9 protein-coding genes are annotated in these 20,070 nt (G+C 43.0%); 5 read left to right on the top strand and 4 right to left on the bottom strand.

Going from position 1 to position 20,070, the window contains the following annotated elements; translation table 11 throughout:
- Nucleotides 1-133: 133 nt before the first annotated feature.
- Entirely contained in the window at nt 134-11,722 is an 11,589-nt protein-coding gene (locus ABJF11_RS14775; RefSeq protein ID WP_348120680.1) for a T9SS type A sorting domain-containing protein, read from the top strand.
- A 73-nt stretch (nt 11,723-11,795) separates the two neighbouring features.
- Here the strand turns inward: ABJF11_RS14775 and ABJF11_RS14770 are convergent, their stop codons facing one another.
- Nucleotides 11,796-12,299 carry an FKBP-type peptidyl-prolyl cis-trans isomerase gene (locus ABJF11_RS14770; RefSeq protein WP_348120678.1) on the bottom strand — a complete coding sequence of 168 codons (504 nt, stop codon included), beginning with the start codon at nt 12,297-12,299 and terminating at the stop codon, nt 11,796-11,798.
- Nucleotides 12,300-12,376: 77 nt separating this feature from the next.
- Here ABJF11_RS14770 and ABJF11_RS14765 point away from each other — a divergent pair, with 77 nt between their 5' ends.
- The 3 genes from ABJF11_RS14765 (at nt 12,377) to ABJF11_RS14755 (ending at nt 15,634) form a co-directional block, all read left to right on the top strand.
- The gene (locus ABJF11_RS14765; protein WP_348120677.1) at nt 12,377-12,949 is read left to right on the top strand and encodes a DUF4202 domain-containing protein; all 573 of its coding nucleotides are present in this window, start codon (nt 12,377-12,379) and stop codon (nt 12,947-12,949) included.
- A 124-nt stretch (nt 12,950-13,073) separates the two neighbouring features.
- On the top strand, nt 13,074-14,243 hold the full coding sequence (locus ABJF11_RS14760; protein ID WP_348120675.1) for a mechanosensitive ion channel: 1,170 nt from the start codon (nt 13,074-13,076) through the stop codon (nt 14,241-14,243).
- 89 nt (nt 14,244-14,332) lie between these two features.
- Nucleotides 14,333-15,634 (top strand): M20/M25/M40 family metallo-hydrolase, encoded by a 1,302-nt coding sequence (locus ABJF11_RS14755; RefSeq protein WP_348120673.1) that lies wholly within the window; start codon nt 14,333-14,335, stop codon nt 15,632-15,634.
- A gap of 55 nt (nt 15,635-15,689) precedes the next feature.
- Here ABJF11_RS14755 and ABJF11_RS14750 read toward each other — a convergent pair whose 3' ends face one another.
- From ABJF11_RS14750 to ABJF11_RS14740, 3 genes are read right to left on the bottom strand one after another with little or no spacing between them, the layout of a single operon-like run.
- Nucleotides 15,690-16,589: a 3-hydroxyacyl-CoA dehydrogenase NAD-binding domain-containing protein gene (locus tag ABJF11_RS14750; protein WP_348120671.1), complete on the bottom strand. Its 900-nt coding sequence runs from the start codon at nt 16,587-16,589 to the stop codon at nt 15,690-15,692.
- Nucleotides 16,586-17,668, bottom strand: a complete 1,083-nt coding sequence (locus ABJF11_RS14745; protein WP_348120670.1) for a phosphotransferase family protein — start codon at nt 17,666-17,668, stop codon at nt 16,586-16,588. Before ABJF11_RS14745 ends, ABJF11_RS14750 begins: the two co-directional genes overlap by 4 nt.
- A gap of 4 nt (nt 17,669-17,672) precedes the next feature.
- Complete coding sequence (locus tag ABJF11_RS14740) at nt 17,673-18,875, bottom strand: acyl-CoA dehydrogenase family protein (protein WP_348120668.1); 1,203 nt, start codon at nt 18,873-18,875, stop codon at nt 17,673-17,675.
- A 340-nt stretch (nt 18,876-19,215) separates the two neighbouring features.
- On the opposite strand from ABJF11_RS14740, the gene ABJF11_RS14735 reads away from it, so the two are divergent.
- Entirely contained in the window at nt 19,216-20,031 is an 816-nt protein-coding gene (locus ABJF11_RS14735) for a 2,3,4,5-tetrahydropyridine-2,6-dicarboxylate N-succinyltransferase (RefSeq protein WP_348120667.1), read from the top strand.
- Nucleotides 20,032-20,070 lie beyond the last annotated feature (39 nt).

Raw genomic sequence — 20,070 nt, 5'->3', positions numbered from 1 at the left:
TTTCAATTAATTCCACCAGTTTTTAGCTCGTTTTCCTTTTTTCGTAGAAAATATATGGGCATTCGTCCAATAATTTCCTTTTTGGAGGCGAAAGAGAATTAATATTGGATCGAAGTTTACAAGTCAGCGCACAATGAGAAAGATAGTTTCAGCAGCAATCTTATGCTTATGGTCATTTTATGTGTATTCGGAAGGCTCTAAAAACCTTACCCCAGCGAATACCGGTACGGCCACAGGCACCAATACCTTCATAGGATATCTAGAACACGATGTCAATGCCGGAGGCATAGACACACGAAATTTTTTCGATCCCCAGGCACCGGTGAACGAACGAGTCTATGTCTACATAAATGATGGAGAGACACTCTACTGGGGGCTCAACCGGTTCTCAGCCGGTGCTACCAATGAACAATTAACCGTTGCACTTTTTGAAATTGGTGAAACGCCAGGAGTAGATGCGCCAGTCGCCACATGGTTGTTGGACGATGACGAAGGCACTACTGATAATTCCACATTTGTTGACGGTTCAGGAGTGATTCATACCTACGCGGAGGCTACAGCTGGTCCATTAGCTGTGGTAGGAGCCGGGGGATACGATGCCAACTCATACACGAACAACACTGGATTAGATCAAGACTTCTTTATTATTTTCCTTCAAGCCGACGGAGGTCCTAACGCCGGATATACCAACGATATAGATGCCCGAAGTCAGTATGATCTTTGGGATTTTTCTGTATATGATGGATCTGAAGAAAAAACAGGAAGACTACATGGAAGAAAATTAAGCTTTAGCGCAAATGGAGGTACAAATGTACTGTCTACTGAATTTCAACTCTATTCACTGATTCCTTCAACTGTAGGTGGAGTCGATGCCGGATACTATGTCAAAGAATTGGATTTGTCAGGTATTGCACCTTACTCTCTGTCCGTTTATTCCAATTCGACTGGTGCAGATGCTGCACAAGCGGGCACAACTGATTTTACATTATTGAGACAATCACAAGGTACTGAAATAGCACTCATTGAGTATGATTTGTTTATCAATAACCCTGATTTGGAAATTTACCCGACCAGTACCTTACCAACGGTAACCATCACCGATGCCAACTTTTATTGTAATTCTTCTGGTACAGGAGGAGAGGCCGCTATTACTTTTGAATCAAACCAGAATGGGCAAATTGCTGTAATTATTGATTTAAATGGTGCTATTGGTTACGATGCCGGTTCTACAGATGTCATCATTGAAGCTGAAGTGGCTGCAGAAGGATATTCAATAATAACATGGGATGGAATCGATGGTTTGGGCAATCCCGTAGCGGCAGGGACTAACTTAACCATTACAGGAAGATTTACTTCAGGTCCATTGCACGTTCCGCTTTATGATGTGGAAAACAACACAGCGGGTATTCGCATGAATGATGTAAGGCCGGCAACAAGTTCTGACCTTATATTTTGGGATGACTCAAATGTAACCACCAATGAGACCCCTACAACAGAACTGGATGGTTCAAATCTAGACAACCACAATTGGTCTGCAACTGATTCTGACCTTCATAATACCTGGTCTTTTGGTTACTATCAGGTAAATACTCAAACCATCAACTTCGATTATGTCTGTGACAACGATGGAGATGGTATCACAGGCACCAGCGATTTTGATAGTGATAATGACGGACTCTCTGACGCACAAGAGGGAGATTGGGATGATGATACTGATGCGGATGGTATTCCAGACTATGTAGATACTGACTTTGCAGGATTTGTAGATAGTAATGCAGATGGCATCAATGATAATTTTGACTTTGATCTGGATGGAATTCCAAACGCAATCGACCTAGATAGTGACAATGATGGAATCACTGATGCAATCGAATCTGGTCAGACCGATGCTGATGGCAATGGTACTGTCGATGGTTTTACAGATGTGTCAGGGGGAAGTTTTGGTAGTGGAGCCTTCTCTCAATATACGATTTCGAGCGGCTGTTCTACTACATTTGAGGCTACCGGTGGTCATACAACTGGCCCAACCGCTGATGATACTGAAATTACTACCACTTTGCCTTTTGATTTTGATTTTTATGGCAATCTTAAATCAAGCGGCTCTACAGTTACACTTGCACCCAATGGCTGGTTCAGTTTTGATAATCTCAACCCAGGAGGAAATGGTAATGACGCACCATTAATTCCAGACGCTACCTATACCAATACGGTACTCCTCAGTATTCAGGATTGGGATCCAAGCTCGGGAGGGACGGTTACTTATGGAGTGAATGGAACAGGCGCCAACGAAATCTTCGTTTACACTTATACAAATGTACCTTTTTGGAATACCACAGGAACTGCAACAGTTCAAATGCAACTGCATGAAACGACTAACGAAATCAGAATTCTAACTACTAATTTCAACCCTGGCAACGGTAATAATCAAACCATGGGTTTAAATGTAGATGGCACCACTGGAGATGCTGTTACTGGTCGAAATCAGCAGGCTTATACAATTCTCTCTGCAGAGTGTCAATCGTTCATACCGGTATATGTCAATGGTGTAGATGACACTATCGATGGTCTGGCTATTGTACCGACCAGTACAGACAGCGATGGACTCGCTGATTATCTTGATATGGATAGCGATAATGACGGAATTGTCGATGTGATTGAAGCAGGCGGTACAGCCGGAACCAATGGTCAGATTGCCAGTTTTGCAGATGCCAACGACAACGGCTGGAACGATACGCAAGAGTCTGCCGCGCTGGCACTCACAGATTCAGATGCGGATGGTACTTTTGCTAACTATCGCGATATTGATAGTGATAATGACGGCATCTTAGACAATATTGAAGCTCAGGCTAGTAATGCCTACATAGCCTCAGCTGCTGGTGATACCAATGCTAATGGTCTCTTGGATGTCTATGATCCAAACAACGGTGGAACCTTAATTGTACCTGTCGATACTGATACCAATGGTTCAGAGGATTACTTCGATTCTGATGCTGACGGAGACGGAGTAATTGATCTCATCGAAGGACATGACGCTGATTTCAATGGCTTTGGAGATTGGGATGCTACAGGGTCCAACAATGATATCACTGATGAAACTGGATACAATGTGGATACAGATACAGATGGTCTATGGGATATTTTCGATACTGACAACAGCGGTACTGCAGCTCCGGTACAAAATTCGGACGGCGCCGGTTTGTCGGATTTTCAGGACACTGATGATGATAATGATGGCAATCTTACCGCTGGTGAAGATGCCAATGGAAATTTAAATTGGGCTGATGACTTTACTGAAGGACAGGGAAGCGGGACACCAGACTATTTATATAGAGGTGATTTTGATGGCGATGCGATTGCTGATGCTTCTGATGCTGATTCAGACAATGATGGTATTAGTGACGCCACCGAGAGTAATGGAGAATCTATAGACCCTAGTGGGGACGAAGACGGTGACTCTGTACCAAACTATAGAGATTTTGCGGACGCTACAGTTACCAGTGGACTTTCCTCTACCGATGATGACAATGGGGACGGAATCTATGATGTATTTGATTCCGATTTTGACGGCGTTCCGGATTTTCTGGATTTGGACTCAGACAACGACGGTATGCTTGATGCCATTGAGGCAAATAACGGAGAGGTACCATTTGGTTTAAGCGTCACCACAGGGATGTTTGGACTCAATGATCCAGACAATGATGGCCTCATGAACTATATAGACAGTGATGTGGTCTCTGCTGGTGGAACATCTACCTTGGCCAACGCTGATAGTGATAGTGACGGTGTAAATGACTATAGAGATATTGACAGTGATAGAGATGGAATCGTTGACATCATTGAATTTCAATCTTCGGCTGGGTACATAGCAGCAAGCGGATCTGATAATGATGGTGACGGTATAGATGATAGTTTCGATCCAGATGACGGCGGTACCTTGATTAGCGCTGTTAATTCAGATGGAGCAGACCTAGCCGACTATTTGGATACAGATTCAGACAATGATGATGTTGATGATATCATAGAAGGACACGATGCAAATTTCGATGGGTTTGGCGATTGGGATGCTACAGGTTCCAATAATGATATCACGGATGAGGCAGGTTCTGGATATGGAACGGATACTGATGGCGACGGATTGGATGATATATTCGACAATGTAGTATTGGGATCAGGAGACAATGCGACCGGTTCGAATGCAAGTATGCAAAATACTGATGGTACGGATTTTAATGATTGGCGGGATGCTAACGATGACAATGATGGAGCGAATACTATCGATGAAGACAACAATGGCAACGGAAATTATGCTGATGATCAAACCAGTGGTCAGTCAGGCACCATACCAGATTACTTATACAACGGTGATTTTGATTTAGACCTTATTGTTGATGCGTTGGATGCTGATTCTGACAATGACGGTATTCTGGATGTAGATGAAGCTAACGGCGAGAGTGTCGATCCTAGTGGAGATGATGACGCAGATGGTATTCCTAATTTTAGGGATGCAGATGATCCTGCAGTTATTAATAATATAGTAGAAGTGGACGCCAATGGCGATGGAATTTGGGATAATTTCGATAGCGATCTGGATGGACTGCCAAACTTCAAAGACTTAGACTCAGACAACGATGGTATTCCTGATATTATTGAAGCAGGAGGAGTTGATATTGATGGAGACGGACGTGTTGATGGTTTGGATGATGCCGATAGTGACGGTATTCCAGATAATGTTGACGTAGATGTAACCTTTGGTGCAGATTCGGATGGCGATGGAATAGACGACATCTATGATTTTAGTGTTAGCGGTGGAACCGATACAGATGGTGATGACATTTTAGATACTGGAGATCTGGACATCGATGGAGATGGTTTGGCTAATACTGTCGATTCGGATGATGGGGGAACTCCACTTGTATCTGCTGATACGGATGGAGATGGCTATACTGATGCTGCCGATCTTGATGCCGACAACGATGGGCTCCCGGATATCATCGAAGCAGGCGGAACTGACTCTGACAATGACGGTAAGGTGGATGATGCCACAGACACAGATGCTGATGGATTAGCTGATATAGTCGATACGGATGACGGAGGCACTGCCTATACCATTCCGGATACAGACAATGATGGCTTGGATGACTACAAAGACCTTGACTCCGACAATGATGGTGTGACCGACGCAGTAGAAAGCAGACTGGGAGACACTGATGGTGATGGATATGTCGACAACGCCGCAGATACCGATGGAGACGGCTGGTCAGATACTGCTGACCCTGATAATGGTGGATCACCCGTTGGTGCATTAGACGACGACAATGATGGTATTTTAAACCACCAGGACTTAGACGCTGACAATGATGGACTTCCAGATATAATAGAAGCAGGCGGTACAGATGCTGATGGAGATGGTATGGTCGACAATTCATTGGACGCTGATGATGATGGTATTCCAGACAATGTAGACATCAGCTATTTTGTTACTAATGGAGGATCAGGCGTCGACACTGATGGAGATGGTATTGATGATTTATTTGATGTCGACCAAACAGGAGGCTCTGATGATGACGGCGATAGTATAGATAATACTTTTGATTCCGATTCGGATGGAAACGGCCTGGACGACTTTTTAGAATCAAATCCTTATTTGAATAGTGATACAGATGGAGACGGTAATCCGGATTCTCACGATCTCGATTCTGACAACGATGGAATCCCTAATCCATATGAATATGGAGAGGCAGTTGATCCAGCGACTGGTCAGCTGAGCGGATTCACCGATGCAAATGGCAACGGATGGAATGATACACAAGAATCTACACCCATCACTGCCCCGGATTCCGATAGTGATCCATTCGGTATAGCAGATTATATCGACCTGGACTCAGATGATGATGGTATTCCTGACAACATTGAGGCGCAAACCAGAGCAACGTATATAGCTCCGTCAGGATTAGATACCGATGGAGATGGACTTGATGATGCCTATGATCCAAATAACGGAGGTTCATTGATCACCCCTGTTAATACTGATGTAGCAGGCAATGAAGATTTTCTTGATGCAGATTCTGATGGAGACGGTATCAATGACAACGTGGAGGGCGCTAACGACGATAGCAACCAGTATGGAGATTGGGATAGCGATAACGACAATGATCCGACCGACGAAACCGGATGGGATGCTGATGTAGATGAGGATGGTATCTTCGACTTATTTGATTCTAATAACGGCACCGGATCAGTGAACATCACGGGGAGCTCCTCAGCAGTTCAAGATACAGATGTAGATCAAATATGGGATTTTCAGGATACCGATGATGACGGTGACGGAATATTAACTTCTGCAGAAGCTACCACTCCGATATTGGATCCGGGAGGAATCATTCCAGACTACTTATATGGTAATCAAGATGAGGATGGTGACGGAACCAACAATGATTCTGACGTAGATGCTGACAATGATGGCTTGACTAATGTCAATGAAAGCGGTGGTATTCCTATTGATCCGAGCGGAGATATCGACGGCGATGGACTGTATAATTATCAGGATTTTGACATTGATGGTGATGGGCTTGCTAATGTTGCAGATACCGATGGAGATGGAGTAGGTACAAATACTACAGGATTTACTGACACCAACAATGATTTGGTCATTGATCAGTTCGATAAAGATTTGGATGGCAGACCAGATTACAGAGATTTAGATTCGGATAATGATGGTATTCCTGACATAGTAGAAATTGGCCAACCAGATGTAGACAATGATGGAACAGTGGACGGCTTTACGGATGTGTCTGGTGGAGGCGCTTTCGCATCTTACACCATATCCACAGGTTGTTCAACCACGTTTGAATCTACAGTAGGACACACCAATGGTCCGACCGGAGATGATACCTATTCAAATCCTACACTGCCTTTTGATTTTAATTTCTATAGCAGCACTATAGCAGGCGGAACCACTACTACTTTGCAATCCAATGGCTGGTTTAGCTTTGATAACATCACGAATGGCAATGCTACAGCAGCGGTGGCCATACCAAATGGTACTTACACAAATACCATTTTCATGAATCATAGAGATTGGGATCCATCTGCGGGTGGGACAGTTACCTATGGTACCAATGGCACTTTCCCGAATAGAACATTCGTAGTCACCTACGACGCAGTACCATTCTTCGGAGCTGGTGGAACAGGTACAGTTCAGATGCTGCTCTTTGAAGCAAGTAATGAAATACGAATTATCACTACTAATTTCGATGCAGACGATGGTGATAACCATACCATGGGTCTCAATGTGGACGGAACTACCGGAGACGCCATTACTGGAAGAAACCAAGTGAATTACACCATCCTTGTTGCTGAATGTCAGTCGTTTGTACCGAATTATAGCGGCCCAAATGGTGCTGACGATACTTTGGATAGCACGCCGTGGTCCACTATAGATACTGATTCCGATGGCATAGATGATCTTCTGGATTTAGACTCTGACAACGACGGAATTACAGACAATAGAGAAGCTCAGACAACTGCCGACTATATCGCTCCAAGTGCAGGAGATACTGACTTAAACGGAATTCTGGATGTATATGAAGGAGCTGGTGCATTTTCACCAACCAACTTCGATTCGACAGTGCCTAACGATTATCTTGATTCTGACTCTGATGATGACGGAGTATTGGATATCATAGAAGGTTGGGATGGCGATGGCGATGGTTTTGCTGATTGGGATACCGACGGAGACAACGACATCACCGATGAAATTGGTTACAATGTTGACTCTGACAATGACGGCATCTGGAATATATTCGATAGTAATTCAGGGCTCGGCACCATTGCCAACATAGATGGTTCTAACCAAACATTACAAAATACCGACGGAGATTCAGAACCTGATTTCAGAGACACCGATGATGATGAAGATGGCTTGCTTACAAGCTCGACAGGGGCAAGTGGAGAAGATAGTAATACCAATGGAAACTGGGCAGATGACTTTACTCAGGGAGGCGGAGCAGTACCTAATTATTTGTACAGTCCTGATGTAGACGGTGACGGAGTAGCAGATAATTCAGATGGAGATTCTGACAACGATGGAGTGTTGAATACAGACGAGTACGCAGGTGTCATCTATGATGACCTGGGAACTCCTAACAGCGATCCGTTTGGAGACGAAGATGGAGATGATATTTACAATTATCTGGATGATAATGATGTCAACAATACTAGCTATGTAGATGCCAACGGAGACGGGGTAGATGATAGAGTAGATCAAGATAGAGATGGAGTTCCAAACTTCTTTGATTTGGATTCTGACAACGATGGATTATATGATGCAGTAGAAGCCAATGATGGTATCGTACCTGTCATAGGAGGTTTTGACATTAACACCGGAAGATTTAGTGGTACAGATACTACGCCAAATGATGGGTTAGTTGATGCGGTAGCCTCCGCACCGCTAAACAATGATAATTTGGATGGTGATGCACTCGACGATTTCCTTGATTTGGATAGTGATAATGATGGCCTCACAGATAACCTTGAAGGGCAATCTACTGCGGGCCTAACTATACCTTCAGGCACAGATACAGATGGCGATGGATTAGATGACAACTATGACAATGATAACGGCGGCACACCGCTGACACCTGTCAATTCTGACGGTACTGACGAACCGGATTATAGAGATACCAATTCAGACAATGACCTTAGCAATGCTTTGTTTATAGCAGATTTCATTGAGGCCTTCGATGCCAATAGAAATGGATTTAGCGATCTGGATACCAATCAAGATGGACTTCTTTCGGATGAATCAGGATATAACACAGATACTGACGAAGACGGACTCTGGGACTTGTTTGACAATTTCTCCGGTTCTGGAATAAATAATATTTTGGGTAGCAATGCAGATTTACAGGATACTGACAATGATGGCATCCTTGACTTTAGAGATACAGACGACGATCAGGACAACATCACCACCACTATTGAGGATGTAGACGGAGATGGAATCTGGACCAATGACAAAGTACAAGGGGGTGGAGCCACACCTGATTACTTGTACTTCAATGACTCTGATAAAGATTTGGTAGCTGATGGTCAAGATCTTGACGGAGATCAGGACGGAGTACTCAACGATGACGAATACACAGCTACGGCGATAGATCCATTTGCAGATGCAGATATGGATGGAGTTTATAATTACAATGATCTCGACAACCCTGGCACTTTGACAGACTCCAATGGAGATGGGATATGGGATGAATATGATACCGATCTGGATGGTGTGCCTAACTTCTTTGATTTGGATAGTGATAATGACGGTATTCCTGACTTAGTCGAAAACGGAGGTACCGATGTAGACAATGATGGCAAACTCGACGGACTGGACGATGCAGACAACGATGGACTCTTGGATACCTATGACGTGGATGCCACCTTGGGAGTAGATTTGGACAGCGATGGAATAGATGACGCTTTTGACTTCAGTATTTCAGGCGGTGTAGATTCAGATGGTGATGATATTGTCGATGGAGTGGATAGAGATGACGACAATGACGGTATCATCGATACTTTAGATCCGGACGAAGGCGGTACTGCTCTGGTTATTGGCGATTTCGATGGAGATGGGATTAACAATATGTTTGATAAAGACTCCGACAATGATGGACTTGTAGATCTGATTGAAGCTGGAGGAAGTGATACCGACGGAGATGGTATTCTGGATACTGTAGGAGATACAGATGGTGACGGTTGGGGCAATCTGGTAGACGCTGACAATGGCGGTACAGCCTTGACAGTGCCCAATACTGATAGTGCTGACAACCCTGATTATCTTGATCTGGAGGCCGATGGAGATGGAGTATTTGACTACCTCGAAGGATTTGATGATGACGAAGATGATGAATATAACGATGACTATTTTGACAGAGCTGTAGCCTATTCCAACGCAAGTGAATATAACCAACTGGATTTGTCCTGGTTAAACACTGATTCAGATGGAGATGATTGGCCTGATTTCTTAGATCCTGATGTTCCTACTAGCTACGTCGATGAAGACAACGACGGTATTATCAACCTATTCGATGTGGATTCGGGAGGCGATTTCTATGGAAATGTAAGTGGTAAGCCCGACAACGATGCTGATGGAAAAGAAAATTACATTGACAAAAACGGTGATTTTACTGTTTCAGAGTCATTTCTGACAACAGGAGAGAATGGCACAAACGATAGTTTCGATGTAGCCCTTACCCTCATGCCAGTCACCGATGTAGTTATAAATATTGCCCTTACAGGTGGTGCCGACGAAGTGTCATTAGGTGCTACAAGTCTCACCTTTAATTCCGGTAATTGGAACATTCCTCAGAGCGTAAGTGTCAACGGAGTAGATGACGGCATCAATGATGGAGATATTGATTTCGAAATCACCGTTTCGGTAAACGACCCAAGTAGTGATGACGATTATGACGATGCGGCAAATCAAACCATAGATGGGACAAATGAAGATGATGAAGGGTCGATCAGAGTGTCTGGTGATCCTGTCACCACAATCGAAGGTGGATCAGATGTGACCTTCTCAGTAGAGTTGAGCATCGCACCAGCTACTGATGTGGTAATCAACGTAGATGACGGATCTAGTGATGAAGGAACAGTTAGTCCGGCAACGCTAACATTTACATCTGGTGATTGGAATGTACCACAAGATGTAACTGTAAGTCCGCAAGACGATACCGAGCTGGATGGCGATCAGGGATATACCATTACACTTTCTGTGGTCGATGCTTCGAGTGATGATGCGTTCGACCCAGCCAGTGATGAATTGGTAGCCGTGACCAATCAGGATGACGATCAGGGCGTGATACTGAGTACGACTAGCGTGACCACAACGGAGGCAGGTGCCTCAGACAGCTTTACAATCGTTCTGGATGTAGTTCCCGGGAGTGATGTGGATATTACAATAGCCGAAAGTAGCGATGAAGGATCCGTGAGTCCAACTAACATCACGTTTGACGCTGGCAACTGGAATGTTCCACAAGTCATCACGGTAACCCCAGCAGATGACGCGGATGCGGATGGTAATCAAGTATATGCGATCACCGTATCAGTCGATGGTACTAGTGATGCAGCATTTACCTCACTGCCAGCACAAACAGTCAATGTCACCAATGTAGACGATGAGACCACTCCGCTTCCATTAGATTTCTTATCATTCGAGGGGCAATATGAGGATGAAGTAGTTGTGCTGAATTGGGTAACAGCTAATGAAGTCAATGTCAGCCATTATGAAATAGAAAATAGTCTGGATGGAAGTTCATTTTCTTCTATTGGCACCTTGGATGCAGTAAACGATAAGTCCTTGGTGAATGACTACTACTTTACGCATAGTTCACCTTCAGCAGCTGTTAATTATTATAGGATCAAGGAGATTGATTTTGATGGAGAGTATATGTATTCTGAAATACTTAGAATAGACGCACCATACTATCAATTAGAATTCAACTACCATCCAAACCCTATAGAAGATGTTCTGAAGGTCAGAGCAAACGAAAATTTGAATAGTGCAAAAATTATGGTCGTGTCTACCACCGGGCAAATTGTTTATCAGCAGGTGCTTGCCGGATTGGATAGCGATTCCTTCGAAATAGATTTAAGCCATACACAAATCGGTGTATACCAGGTGATAATTGAAACGGATTTAGGAAATAAACAATTTAGAGTTCTTAAGAAATAAGAATACTGTGACTAGTCATAAAAAAAGCCTGATTTGAATTTCAAATCAGGCTTTTTTATTGTTTTAAAAATGTCTAGTGATCATGACCGCCCGTACCATGTGCATGACCGTGTTCTATTTCTTCTGCTGTAGCGTCTCTAACTTCTATAATCTCACCAGAGAAAAACAGATCTTTTCCAGCCATAGGATGATTGAAGTCCATTTTTACATGCTCATCAGTGATTTCAACCACCAATCCTTGAAGTGGATTGCCCTCCTGGTCGTTCATAGGAAGGAAATTTCCGACCTTTACTATTTCTCCTAATTTTCCATCTACTTCAAACATGCTCTTCTGCAAATCGACAACAGCGTTGTCATCGATAGGACCATAGGCATTGTCGCTTTTAATTCCGAATTCAAAAGAGTCACCAATGGTTTTATCCATTAGGTTGACCTCAAAATCTGGCAATACCTGGCTTGCGCCAAACAAAAAAACAAAGGGTTCATTGCTGTCTACTTCTTGTACTGTAGCACCACTTTTATCCCCCTCTTGCAGCTTATAGGTGATAGATACTACTTTTTGATTTCCAATATTCATAGCGCGAAGATAAACGATCTGGATAGATAGTCAATTTTGTAAGCTAGATTTACCTAATCCTTATAAATGTTCAATCTATGATTACAAAGATTCTGGCGGCCATAGATGAGATCAACGCAAATGATCCAAATATCGAGCTTTACAATGGCCAGGGATATCCCAAAGAGCTGCTATACAGCCAGCGTATGACAGCCATGCTGTTCGAATATGAAGAGTCACCCTCCGATGCATTACAGATTGCAACACGAGGGCAACATATCAAACGATGGGCGATTCCCAGATCGGACTATCCTATGGATAGAAAAGGATATCTCAAATGGCGAACTGAGCTTAAGTTATTTCACGGTGACTTACTTTCTAAACTTATACGTGATTCAAAAGGGGAGGAAGAGTTAGCTCAAGAAGTGCATGACCTGGTGACCAAAAAGCGATTGAAAAATGATCCGGAGACACAAAAGCTGGAAGATGTAGTATGCCTTGTATTTTTAAAATACCAGTTTTCAAAATTTGCGCAAAAGCATGATGATGAAAAGGTTGTGGACATACTAAAAAAGACATGGTCCAAAATGACCGAGAAAGGTCAGGAACGAGCCATGCAAATGGATTATTCAACTAATGATGTTAGACTGATTCAAAAAGCATTGTCCTGATTAGATAAATATAGGATTGAATTGAATTATTCCAATATTTCTTTGAAAGCAATGTTAGGAATATTCACAGGCTTGGGCTAACTTATTCACCAGAAAATTAAAACAAATCTAAACTGAGGAAAATATGGTACTACCTGATTACATACAAAATCTTATTGACACAATTAATGGCTATCTGCCAGGCGCAATGGGCGCGTTGGTGGTGTTTATTCTAGGGTGGCTTTTTGCTGTCCTGGTTCGCAAATTTGTCTATTTTTTAATGAAAAGGACAGATTGGGATGAGCGCCTGCTTGGAAACACCATTGTAGATACTAATAAGTTTCTGGCTAATTTGGCATACTACATTATACTGATCGTTGTATTGCTCACCGTTCTAAATTTATTAGGATTTGGTTATGAATATGATTTGATCAAAAATACCATTTACGAGTTTATCGGCTTTGTACCAAAAATAATCGCAGCTGGAGCCTTTATTTTTGTTGGTTATATATTGGCCAAAATTGTATCAAACCTGGTAAAAATGGCTGGAAGCTTTCTGGATCGTGTATCAGATAAGATAGGATTCAAAGAGACGGATAAATTCATTCATTTCGTTCAGCAAATTGTGTTCATCGTAATATTCATCCCTATGTTTATTCAAGGATTGAATGCGCTAGAATTAGAGGCGATTACTACACCAGCCAACAATATTCTACATACTTTGATGGATGCCGTACCCAACATTATTGGAGCAGGTTTGATCATTACCATATTTTTCATAGGTGGAAGATTTGTGACCTCGTTTATCAATGATTTGTTGGTGAATATCGGTACAGACAAACTGACCAAACAGCTACATCTTTTTATTATCCACGAAGACCAGTCGTTGTCTAAAGTGATCTCCAATGTGATACTCTTCTTTATCATTTTCTTTGGAATCATTTCTGGAATCGAGCTTCTTGGTCTGGATAGATTGACAGAAGTGCTACACAGTATCCTCAACCTGTCAGGTAATATATTGTTTGGATTGGTAGTCATGGTGCTGGGCAATTTTGTGGCCTCTATGGTCTATGGCTCTTTGGCCAAAGCAGAAGAAAACCAATTTGCTGCTGGAATCGCTAGAATGGCAATCATAGGATTGTTTCTCGCCATTGCACTACGCACAATGGGAATAGCCAATAGTATCATTGACTTGGCATTTGGTCTGACGCTAGGATCGCTAGCCGTTACCGTTGCACTGGCCTATGGCCTTGGTGGACGTGAGGCTGCAGGAAAACATATGGAACAGATTTTGAAAAAGTTCAGAAAAGATTGACCTAATACGTAATTTTGAAAATCCTCATTCGAAAGATTGGGGATTTTTTTTGTCCAAACCCTATATTGCTTACTTATAATAAAGCGAATATGAAATCAATTCTCGTAGCCCTCTTACTGTCTGGTCTAGCCCTGATGTGCTCAGCTCAAATCTCAAAAATAGAATCCAAAATCGTTCGGTCTGTCGAAATACATAATCAAACTTACGTTCAGTTGCTAAAAGACGTGGTAAACACCAACAGTGGTACGATGAACTTCGATGGAGTCCGAGCCGTAGGCATGACACTCAAACCATACTTTGATGACCTAGGAATGGAAACGACCTGGGTCAGCGGTGAATCCTTTAACAGAGCCGGCCATCTTGTGGCAGTTAATAAAGGCACCAAAGGACCAAAATTGCTACTGATTGGACACCTGGATACAGTTTTCGAGCCTGATCATCCTTTTCAGTCCTTTCAAATGCTGAATGACTCCCTAATTCAAGGGCCTGGCGTCATAGATATGAAAGGCGGTGATGTGATTATTCTTGCCGCCTTACATGCGCTCAAGGACGCTGGTGTACTTAAGGATATGCATATTGAAGTCGTACTCACGGGCGACGAGGAGAAGAGCGGAAGCCCTCTGGAATTGTCAAAAAAAGCAATCATCGAGGCTTCGGAAAGAGCTGATATTGCGTTAGCTTTTGAAAACGCCGATGGCGACCCCAGGACCATAGTAGTGACCAGAAGGGGTTCTTCTGGATGGAAGCTTGAAGTCACTGGAAATGCTGCACATAGCTCACAGATATTTACCGAAAGGGTAGGTGTAGGTTCTATCTATGAAACCTCCCGAATTCTCAACGCCTTTTATACTGAGTTGTCTACTGAAGAAAATCTCACCTTTAATCCAGGTGTAATACTGGGTGGAACCGCGATTACCTATGACAATAATAAAAACGGCGGAACCGCATACGGCAAAAGTAACGTGGTAGCGAAACAGACCCTTGTCAATGGGGATATTCGTGCGGTATCGTTGGAGCAACTGTCCCGAGCCAAAGAAGCCATGCTAAGGATAACCGCTGAAAATCGCCCGGGAACCAGCAGTGAATTGACTTTTAAGGCTGGAGGATACCCTCCACTTACGGAGACAGAAGGCAACCATGTATTGTTGGGATATTATTCGAAGGTAAGCCAGGATTTGGGATATGGCGAGGTGAAACCAGTGCATCCCAGAAAAGCCGGGGCAGCAGATGTATCGTTCACGAATGGTCTGGTAGATATGGCAATTGATGGGCTGGGGCTAGCAGGGTCAGACGATCATACAGCCAACGAGACTGGCAATTTGAACTACTTGCCGATTCAATCGAAACGTGCAGCCGTCCTTATGTACAGGCTTTGCTTTGATACTAATTGATTTTTGGTCAATTGAGAGATTTCTACTTAGTTAAAAGCATAATTAGCAGCGGTGACTACTGCAGGAAATTCGCCTCCTGATATTCAGGATTAGGGTAGCTATAAAATCCTTTACCACTTTTTATTCCCAGATGGTTATTGTCAACATATTCTTGCAACACAGAGGCAAACAGCTTGCCTTGTGGAGTCTGCTGGCTGCTGGCTATTCGCCAGGCCGTATCTAATCCCACCTGATCGAGCATACCAAAAGGGCCAACCGGCATGTTGAAATTACCCATCCAGGATCGGTCGATATCCTGAACATTACTTACGCCATTGGCTAATAGTGTGACAGCAGCCTGTAAAAAACTCATCAACATGTAATTAAATACATATCCAGCAGATTCTTTTTTGACTCTAATAGGTGTTTGGTTTAGTTTCTTTCCAAAATCATAAAGCAAATCAATTACCCAATCAGCCGTCGATGAGTGTGGCATGATATCCACCACATTGGCAACAAATACATCATGAAAATGAAAAGCACAAAACCTTTCAGGTCTTCCTGAAGACTTAGAAAACATCGACGGAAGGAGAAATGATGTGTTTGTAGTGAAAATGGTATGAGCAGGAGACAATTCACCAAATTGAGTCCAAACCTTATTCTTTATATCGATATCTTCAATTACAGACTCGTTGATAATATCAGCTCCATCTGCTGCCAGGACAGGGTCAGTTGTAAATACTATTCCATCAATGATCCCATCAATATCTTTGCCTTTGAAAGTTGGCATTTTTTCCAACGTTCGAACAAGTTTGCGCTGCACCACCAGTGCCATGTCGAGCTGCTTTTGATTGATGTCATAGATTTTAACATTATAACCAGAGAGCGCAGCCTGGAGCCCTACTCTTAAGCCTAAGGTGCCAGCACCTAGGATCAGGACATTTTTAATATCGTGTAATGCAAGTTTCTCTGTCAATAGTTTGAAATTTTGTCGTTGTTTAGCGCTTTTAGCCCATTCTGCGAGCAGGCATTGACCACTCCAATTAGTCCCGCAAACCGTGGATCGTTGGTAAGTCCTTTTTTGTATCTGGCATAAATTTGCTGGCAAATCACACCGAGTTTAAAACATGCAAACACGTAGTAGAAATTGATATTGGACGTATCAATGCCGGTTTGCTCTGTGTATTTTTCCAGTACTTGTTGCCGGTTGAGATTTCCAGGCATCCATGTCAGATTAAAGGCCTTAAGGGCAGGTGGATCCATTAGCTCAACCCAGTAGGCCAAGGCCGTGCCCAAGTCCATCAAGGGGTCACCGATGGTAGCCATTTCCCAATCCAGCACCGCCAGCACTTCAGAGTTATCGTCTAGTGAGAGTACTAGGTTGTCATATTTAAAATCATTGTGAATGAGTGCCACAGCCTGGCTGTTGGGGACGTTTTTAGATAACCAAGCTCCCAGCTCTTCCATGCCTGGTAGCTGATCAGTCTTAGATTTTTCATATCTGTCTATCCAGCCAGTCACCTGCCGTTGCACATAGCCCTCCGGTTTGCCAAGTTCCCAAAGATTGTTTTTGTCCAGATCAATTTGATGAAGATCGCACAAAATATCAACCGCATTGCTGCTAATCGAATGCATAAGGTCAGAAGTCATAGGCATATTCTTTGGCGGTGCATTTCTCAATATGATACCGCGTACCCTTTCCATAATAAAAAACTCATCCCCAATTATACTCTTGTCAGCACAATGAAGAATAGGCCTGGGGGAGTAGGGACATACCGGATTGATTTTGGTCAACAGATCGTATTCCCGTTTCATATCGTGCCCACCTTTTACATCAGCACCTACAGGTGGGCGTCGGAGTACAAATTCTTGTGGTCCTGATTTGACCAGATAAGTCAGATTTGAAAACCCACTGGGAAACTGCTCAATGCTAACACCTTCCTCAAACTCTGGCCAATCTTTCAAATATTGATTGAGCAATCCAAGATCCAAGTTTTCTCCAGGCCTAATCATGCCTGAGCGATCCATTAGCATATTTCTCTCGCGAAGACTCATTTACTTATGATTGATATTTTTTTAATTCACTTCTAGCCACTACTGATTTATGGACTTCATCCGGGCCATCATAAATTCTGGCTCCACGTTCATGTCTATACCACCATGCCAGTATTGTGTCATCTGTAATACCCAAAGCACCATGCACCTGTATGGCACGATCCAGCACTTGCTGCAATACATTGGCTACATAGTATTTAATAGAGGAAATCTCCTTCCTACTGGCCTTACTTCCTTGATTTTCTATTTTATACGCTGCATCTAATACTAGAAGTCTTGCAGCGTCGATTTCAGTCCTTGATTCGGCTATCCAATGCTGAATGGCTTGCTTGTGTCCAAGTGCTTCGGTCTCTGATATTTTACGTTCAACAGCACGCCTGCACATCAAGTCAAGCGCTCGCTCGCAAATCCCAATCCATCTCATGCAGTGATGAATACGTCCCGGACCTAAACGTTGCTGCGCCAGCATAAATCCTTGACCTTCCTCATGAATCAGATGGGAAAGAGGAACCCTGCAGTCATCGTATTTAATCTCAGCATGGCTGATATAGCCATGACCCTCTTCGCCCATAATAGGAATATTGCGTATCAAATCGAACCCTTTAGTATCAGTGGGTACTACGATCATACTTGCTTTGCCATACGGGTCGCTTGAATCGGGATTGGTGACTGCCATTACAATCGCAAATGCTGCACCGTCTGCAGAAGAGGTAAACCACTTGTGACCGTTAATTACATAATGGTCTCCGTCCCGGACTGCAGTAGTACTCAAGTGTCGAGGATTGGACCCAGCATGCTCAGGCTCCGTCATGGAGAAGCAGCTTCTAATTTCCCCCTTTTGTAGTGGTGCTAAAAACTTTTGTTGTATATCCTCAGAGGCATATTCCTTGAGCAGCTCCATATTGCCAATATCTGGTGCCTGACAATTGAAGGCGAAGTGTCCTAATGGTGTCATACCCATGATCTCACTTACCTGTGCAAACTCTACGAGATTCAATCCCAATCCACCTTCCTTTTCAGGTAGGTGAGGAGCCCAAAGACCGGCAGCACGCGCTTTATTTCTTATGCCCATAAGCGCAGTATCCAGCGTGTCTGTACTGGCCGTACTTAGCAGGCTAAGCTCATGAGGTACGAGGTGAGTTTGTATAAAATCTCTATACTGAGGAATGAGATTTTTGACTTTTTCAGAGACAAGTAATTCAATCATAAATGAGTTAAATAGGGAAGGTTAAGATAGGTAAATCATGCGATTAATATGACATATCATGCGATTATGCTAACCAAATATAATTTTGTTCATCAGTTTATCTAACAATATATCAATGACTTACATATTAATATCTAAAGTAAATAATTGGTTAAATATTTAAACCATCGTTTTGCGTGAATGGATTGCTGTTCTATCTTTTAATTGTTAATTATTTAACAGACTCTGCAAGCCACGTGAAAATCAAAGCGGCCGAAAGGTTTTTGATCCTTAGAAATGTAGCTAGTTTTGCCTCTCCTAATTCAACCGTAAAATCAGGAAAAAAATCATAGCATTCGAAATGGAAGAAATCAAAAAAATAATAGAAGAAACCTGGGAAGATAGATCTAAACTTCAATCTCCAGAAGTCATACAGGCTATCGAGTTTGTGATAGAAGAATTGGATAAAGGAAGGCTGCGATGTGCAGAACCCAATGGCAATGAATGGCAGGTTAATGATTGGGTAAAGAAGGCTGTAATTTTATATTTTCCAATAAGGAAAATGGAAAGAATAGAAATTGGCCCATTTGAATTTCATGATAAGATGGCACTTAAATCTGACTACGATAAACTAGGGGTGAGGGTAGTGCCACACGCCGTTGCCAGATATGGCGCCTACCTTTCCAGTGGAGTGATCATGATGCCTTCTTATGTCAATATTGGAGCTTATGTGGATGAAGGAACCATGGTGGACACCTGGGCTACTGTAGGTAGCTGTGCTCAGATTGGTAAGGGAGTTCACCTGAGTGGTGGTGTTGGGATAGGCGGAGTATTGGAGCCTGTGCAAGCTGCACCCGTGATCATCGAAGACAATGCATTCTTAGGGTCACGCTGCATAGTGGTGGAAGGAGTGCGCATTGGAAAAGAAGCTGTTCTCGGAGCAAACGTGACACTGACAGCCAGCTCCAAAATCATAGATGTGACTGGTAATGAACCCAAGGAATATAAGGGATATGTGCCAGACAGATCTGTAGTGATACCTGGATCATATGCGAAACAATTTCCGGCAGGAGAATACAATGTGCCTTGCGCACTCATTATTGGTGTCAGGAAGGAAAGCACTAATAAAAAAACGTCGCTAAACGATGCGCTGAGAGATAATAGCGTTGCAGTATAGGTTAGATTCATTAGATTTAATTTTTCAAATCTAAAATTG

Origin of the sequence: Reichenbachiella sp. (assembly GCF_039941815.1) — a bacterium.
Taxonomy (GTDB): domain Bacteria; phylum Bacteroidota; class Bacteroidia; order Cytophagales; family Cyclobacteriaceae; genus Reichenbachiella.
This window is presented reverse-complemented; position numbering and strand designations above follow the sequence as displayed.

Bases quoted from the DNA above. Each gene is read 5' to 3' on its own strand.
- ABJF11_RS14755 (WP_348120673.1), top strand. From the start codon at position 14,333: ATGAAATCAATTCTCGTAGCCCTCTTACTGTCTGGTCTAGCCCTGATG.
- ABJF11_RS14735 (WP_348120667.1), top strand. From the start codon at position 19,216: ATGGAAGAAATCAAAAAAATAATAGAAGAAACCTGGGAAGATAGATCT.
- ABJF11_RS14770 (WP_348120678.1), bottom strand. From the start codon at position 12,299: ATGAATATTGGAAATCAAAAAGTAGTATCTATCACCTATAAGCTGCAA.
- ABJF11_RS14765 (WP_348120677.1), top strand. From the start codon at position 12,377: ATGATTACAAAGATTCTGGCGGCCATAGATGAGATCAACGCAAATGAT.
- ABJF11_RS14760 (WP_348120675.1), top strand. From the start codon at position 13,074: ATGGTACTACCTGATTACATACAAAATCTTATTGACACAATTAATGGC.
- ABJF11_RS14745 (WP_348120670.1), bottom strand. From the start codon at position 17,668: ATGAGTCTTCGCGAGAGAAATATGCTAATGGATCGCTCAGGCATGATT.
- ABJF11_RS14775 (WP_348120680.1), top strand. From the start codon at position 134: ATGAGAAAGATAGTTTCAGCAGCAATCTTATGCTTATGGTCATTTTAT.
- ABJF11_RS14740 (WP_348120668.1), bottom strand. From the start codon at position 18,875: ATGATTGAATTACTTGTCTCTGAAAAAGTCAAAAATCTCATTCCTCAG.